At 32.2% G+C, this 5394-nt stretch carries 6 protein-coding genes; 5 read left to right on the top strand and 1 reads right to left on the bottom strand.

All coding sequences use genetic code 25. The features are described from left to right. Window positions 1–30: 30 nt before the first annotated feature. A complete protein-coding gene (locus tag GW846_00100; GenBank protein ID NDK09170.1) occupies window positions 31–894 on the bottom strand; it encodes a sugar phosphate isomerase/epimerase in 864 nt (287 codons plus the stop codon). A gap of 370 nt (window positions 895–1264) precedes the next feature. Here GW846_00100 and GW846_00105 point away from each other — a divergent pair, with 370 nt between their 5' ends. The 5 genes from GW846_00105 to GW846_00125 all read left to right on the top strand — a co-directional run bounded on the left by GW846_00105 (window position 1265) and on the right by GW846_00125 (window position 5200). Then, the gene (locus GW846_00105; GenBank protein ID NDK09171.1) at window positions 1265–1636 is read left to right on the top strand and encodes a type II toxin-antitoxin system VapC family toxin; all 372 of its coding nucleotides are present in this window, start codon (window positions 1265–1267) and stop codon (window positions 1634–1636) included. Between the two features lie 188 nt (window positions 1637–1824). Further along, window positions 1825–2373, top strand: a complete 549-nt coding sequence (locus GW846_00110) for a hypothetical protein (protein NDK09172.1) — start codon at window positions 1825–1827, stop codon at window positions 2371–2373. Window positions 2374–2638: 265 nt separating this feature from the next. Further along, window positions 2639–2977, top strand: coding sequence for a hypothetical protein (locus tag GW846_00115; protein NDK09173.1), 339 nt, complete (start codon window positions 2639–2641; stop codon window positions 2975–2977). Between the two features lie 16 nt (window positions 2978–2993). Next, window positions 2994–4682, top strand: coding sequence for a hypothetical protein (locus GW846_00120; GenBank protein NDK09174.1), 1689 nt, complete (start codon window positions 2994–2996; stop codon window positions 4680–4682). A 167-nt stretch (window positions 4683–4849) separates the two neighbouring features. Next, a complete protein-coding gene (locus tag GW846_00125; protein ID NDK09175.1) occupies window positions 4850–5200 on the top strand; it encodes a hypothetical protein in 351 nt (116 codons plus the stop codon). The last annotated feature ends 194 nt before the right edge of the window (window positions 5201–5394 follow it).

The following is a 5394-nucleotide window of genomic DNA, read 5'->3' on the forward strand; positions in this document are numbered from 1 at the left end:
AAGCGTCAAAATATAAATAGATGTTTGATTTTAAACAATCATCCTTTTTTGTTTTTCTAAAAAATTGATTCCTTTTTTTATTCCTTCAATATTACATTCAATTTCAAAGTAACCCTGATAATTTATTTTCTTTAGAGCTTTAATAACTTTCCTCCAGTCAATTTCTCCATCACCAGGTGGTAAATGAGGATCAAAACGTCCATTAATCGGTCTTTTACCGAGGTTATCGTGAGCATGAATATGCAATATTCTATCTTTGAAGCGATAAATTGCTTCAATATAGTTTTCTCCAGCTCCGTTGGCGTGTCCGATGTCAAGAGTTAAGCCAAAATTCTTTAAGTTAATTTTTTTAATTATTTTTTCTATCCCTTTAAATTTACACGCTCTATCTGGAAACTCCCCAAATTTAAATGATTTATCTGGAGACCAAAAATTGGCTTCGTTTTCTAATCCAATAAAAACATCTCTTTTTTTGGCATATTGTGCAATTTGATTGTAGGAATTAATTTCTAATTCCTCTCTTTTAAAAATTTTTAGACCAAATAGTTCAGTAGCTGGATGAATTGTCACTACTTTACTTTTTAGTCGGCAAGCCATATCAATTGAATAGAAAATTTCTTCTAAAGCCGCTTTTCTAATTTTCTCATTAAGGGCATTAATTCCTCCGTCAAAAAAAGGTGCATGAACTACATATTTGATATCTTTTTCCTTCTGTAATTTAATTAAAAATTTGATTTCTTTTTCAAAATTTTGATTATGAGGCCAATTAAAATCAATTTCAATACAGTCTACAATTTTCACTAACTCTTTTGTTTCTTTAGTAAATCTATTTCCAATCTCTCTCGAACCCTTCGCACAATATTTTAAATGGAAGGATGAAATTTTTTTGTTCATATTTAAAGTTTAACAAAATCTCGATAAAATGTAAAAATAACCTCTTTCTTTTGCCGAAAAATCATCAAATAGAGGCTTTTGTTTTTGGGGAAAATCCAGTATAATTGAATATAGAAATTATGCTGGATTCAAAATTTTGGGCGAAATGTTTTTTGTCCATTTGACAGGACATTTTAAAATTGCTAATCTGAATCTAGTATGCAAAAAATTATTACTCAACCGAAAACTAAATTGCCTTGGATTAAGAATCCCCAGGAGGTTTGGAAGACCTGGGAAAAAGCCTGGGGAATTTGGAAAAGGAAAAAAACTGATCCGCTAAAATATTTAAGAAAAACTCGCAAAGAATGGGAGAGGGTTTTGTAATTAATTTATGTATGCTTTAGATACCAATATTATTATTTATTTCCTTAAAGGTGAATTAAAGGTGAAAGAATTTTTGCGTGAGAAAACCTTAAAGGGCTCACGTTTTTTTATTTCAGCAATTAGCGAGGCAGAACTTTTTGGCTACCCTGAACTTACATTCGAAGAAATTTCAAAGATCGATGATATTTTCAAAACCATTTCGGTTATTTCTATTGATTCTCAAATTGCCAGGCTGGCTGGATTTTTCAAGAGAAAGTATAAAATTTCCTTGCCAGATAGTATTGTTGCCGCTACTAGTTATTTAACTAATACTGTTTTACTAACCAGAAATATTAAAGATTTTAAGAAAATTAAAGAAATTTCAGCAGAGTTTATTTAAATTCAATAAGATTAAGAGTCCGTGCCTTCGGCGCGAGCTGTTCTTTTAAGCTAAAAGTTAAATTTTATTATGATTTAAAAAAAGATGCCTGGAGTTGGGTGGTGATTGTAAAAGCCCAAAAAAGGATAGAGCAGCTTAAAATAAATTGGAGAAAACAGATAGAATTTATACCTGAGAAACTTTTAAATTTGATTCTAAAGAAAAACCGTAAAACAGCAGAAGGTTTAGTTCAAAAATATTTAAAATCTCATCCTAAAAAAACTATCCGTGATTTAGTTATAAAAACACAATTGATATTCTTAGAAAAGATATGGAGAAAAATCGAAAAGAGATTTTTCGAGAGACTAGAAAAAATTACTGGGAAACCAATTTTTATTAAAGAATTCAAATGTTACTTAACCACTGGTTTTATGTGTCCATATAATCCGGAAGATAACTCTTTTATGGTTTCGATGTGGCATGGCCTTCCCTGGAATATGACCATTATTTGCCACGAAATATTTCATTTACAGTTTTTACATTATTATGGAAAATATTGTCGGAAATTTATTTCTAAAAAAGAATTAGATGATTTAAAAGAAGCCCTAACCTTTATTCTTAATACCGACTTTAATGATTTACTCCTATCCCAGGACAAAGGGTACCCTGCTCATCAAAAATTAAGAAAAGAATTAGAAAAGATTTGGAAAAAGGAAAAAACTTTAAGGAATTTCTTAAAAGAACGATTAAAATTATAAAGAAAGACAAAGGGATTTTATTGAAATAATCGCAGGAATAATTATCTAAAATTTATTCCCAAAATGTTTTTGGGGGTTTTTTTTGGAAGAAATTTGGGTATAATTGAAATATAGTGGTGCCCAATTCAAAATTTTGGTAAAATTATTTTTGGGTTTGAAAAATAGAGTTGGCCCCATTTTTAAAATTTGACAAGATTTTTTGGGTTTGTTAAAATATTTAAAAAGCGTGAAGAAAAATAATAGAAATTGAAGAATCAAAAATAAAATGAGAATAAAAGAAATTCAAAATTGGGAAAAGAACTTTTCCAGAAAAAAAGGAATAAATTTAAAAAAAGACGAACAAATAAAAATAGCTATTTTAAAATTAACAGAGGAAGTTGGTGAAGTGGCAAAAGCTATTCTTGAAAATCGGTGGGATGAGATTCAAGCAGAGATTTCAGACGTTATTATCTTTGCTTGTAAGATAGCAAATATAGCTGAGGATATCTATAAAACAGACAAACTAGAAGATGTTTTAAAAAGGAAAATGAAATATTGTGAAATTCGAACTTTGGACAAAAAGTCGAAAAAATTTAATAAACCAAAAAATAAGGAATTCAAGTAAAAGGAGGTGGTAAAGTATGTTGGTAATTCTAGTTGGGTGGTCTGGGGTTGGAAAGAGTGAATTCGCTAAAGCAATGGATTGCATAGATAATATGTATATCTCCAGTAAGCCAATGGTGGAAGAGCTACAACGGAGAGGCGTAAAGGTTACTCACGACTCTATCCATGCGCTTGCAGTAGCACTATATAAAAAAGATCCTTACTGGCAAGTCCCTCACATTCTTGCTGAACTGAAGAAAAAGAAGTTCCTCATTCTTGACGGTCCAAGACAAGCTCGTGAGATAAAACGTTTGATCGAACTATATCCAAATACTCTCGTTGTAAGAATCGAGGCGGATACTCTCAGCAGATGGAAGCGACTGAAAGATAGAGATGATATTAATTTTGAAAGTTTCGAGCGGATCGAAAAAGATGAAACTAAAGAAACTGAGTTAGAAGAGGTATTTAAAGAATTGGTAGATATCACTATTAACAACAATGGTTCGCTTGAGAGACTTCGGAAGATAGCAAAGATGTTCGGCGACCTTTTAAAAAACTTGGATTCCAATAGTACCTTTAAAGGAGGGAAGAAGATTGTCTCTTCCCTCCACCCAACTAAAATGAAAAAGAAAAAACTTGTAGTAGAAGCAGGGCACTGGGATAAAACCGAATGGGATGTAACGCCTTTCAAACCAGGAAAAGTATTCTGGCTACCTCAAAAAGTCAAAAAAATTAAAATCTCATCTAAAAAGAGAATTGTTCTCCGAGCTCCGTGCCGAATTGATGTAGGCGTTCTTGACTATTCTGCTCTTAAAACAACGGGGGCGCCAGACTACAAAGCTGGTGAAATGTCTTTTGCAGCTGATAAATATACTTATGTAGATGTCGAATTATTAGACCGGAATAAAATTGTCTTTGAAAAAGAAGCAAAAAGACATTTGCTTCTTACCCACGTGGCTTCGCTAATGAAAAAAGCTACTGGTTATAAAGGAGGGTTTAAAATTAAAGCTAGAAGTCATAAGTATCGCCATGTAGGTTTTGGCTCTTCTGCAATATTGTCAGAAGCAATAGCGGTTGCTATGAATAAACTCCTTGGCGAACCTCTTTCTGTAAAAGATTTAAGAAAACTTATTGCTTATAATTTCGCTGAAGAAAGCGATACTCTAAAAAGTTATTTGGTCCCGGGAGCATCAACAGGTGGTTCTTTTAATACGATGTATTATGGTGGATTTGTGATTACTTCCTCTGAAACTGAGATGATATTCAGAATGGAGATACCAATAGATACAAGATTCATTGTTGGTGTTCCTCAAGTTAAAGTAGCCGGTCCGGAAGCTTCCGAAGTTGATATCAACTGTTTATCTTGGATGAGACATAATGAGCGATTTTCGGCAGGAAAAACAAGCTCTTGGATTTTGATGGAATTGTTACCGGCCTGTATTCAGAAAAATTTGAAGAAAATGGGAAACTTCTTTTATAACTTTACATTCTTTAGTAAATTGATACCAATGTTGCTATATCGCAATGATTCACCAGGAATAATCTTTGAATTAAAAGAAAATGGTCTCGAAGCAGCATGGATGACTTCAGCAGGCCCCGGCTTAGTAGCTTTTACACAGAATAAAGATAAGATAAAGAAGGCAGTTGAAATCTTTAAAAGACGTGGATGCAATGTTGTAATACTTAAACCGGATAATGTGGGTATTAAAGAAGTGGGGAAATTTTAAGAAATGCCTTTTACTATTTAGGGAAAATTAAAAAAAATTGGGCAGAAAATTTATTTGTAAAAATCGGCAATAATAAAAATAATTTTTAAAAATTTGAAATCTATTCAAAACTTTGTATAATAAATGATGAAGCACTTTAAAAATTATGAAAAACGAGGGTAATAAAAATGTATTTTTGCGCAGAATGTGGAATGAGAATTGTGAAATTTATCGAGAAAAATGGAAAAATATTCGGTATATGTAGAAATGGACACGAAACTGCTATAGAAACTCAAGAATCAACAATTAAAACATCTATCGAAAAAGAAGGTGTTCGAGAAAGTCAAATAATCATTAACGAAGGCAAAAAATTTACGGAACAAGCGATTACTTCGATAACGTGCCCCCATTGCGGGGGAAGGAGAAGTAGAGTTATTAGAACTTTCATGCTTTTTGGCGATGAGGACCAGATAAATATCATGGAATGTTTAGAATGTGGCAAAAACTTTCGGGTGGGAACTGGAGTCAGTGGACACTAAAACAAAAATGTTATTTCAGAGACGCAAATTCTCTCTTAAATCAATTTAAGAGCCATTCTTTAATATGGCTCTCTTTTTTATTTCATTTTCTTATTCGTAGGTTTACAGTAGCTGTTTTCTTTTTCGATAAATTTGAATATAATTGAATATAGCGGTTGCTTCGGACGAAGGGCGGGCGAGAGAAAATACGAAAA

This window comes from Candidatus Gracilibacteria bacterium (assembly GCA_010119145.1).
Classification (GTDB): domain Bacteria; phylum Patescibacteriota; class Gracilibacteria; order BD1-5; family UBA6164; genus JAACSU01.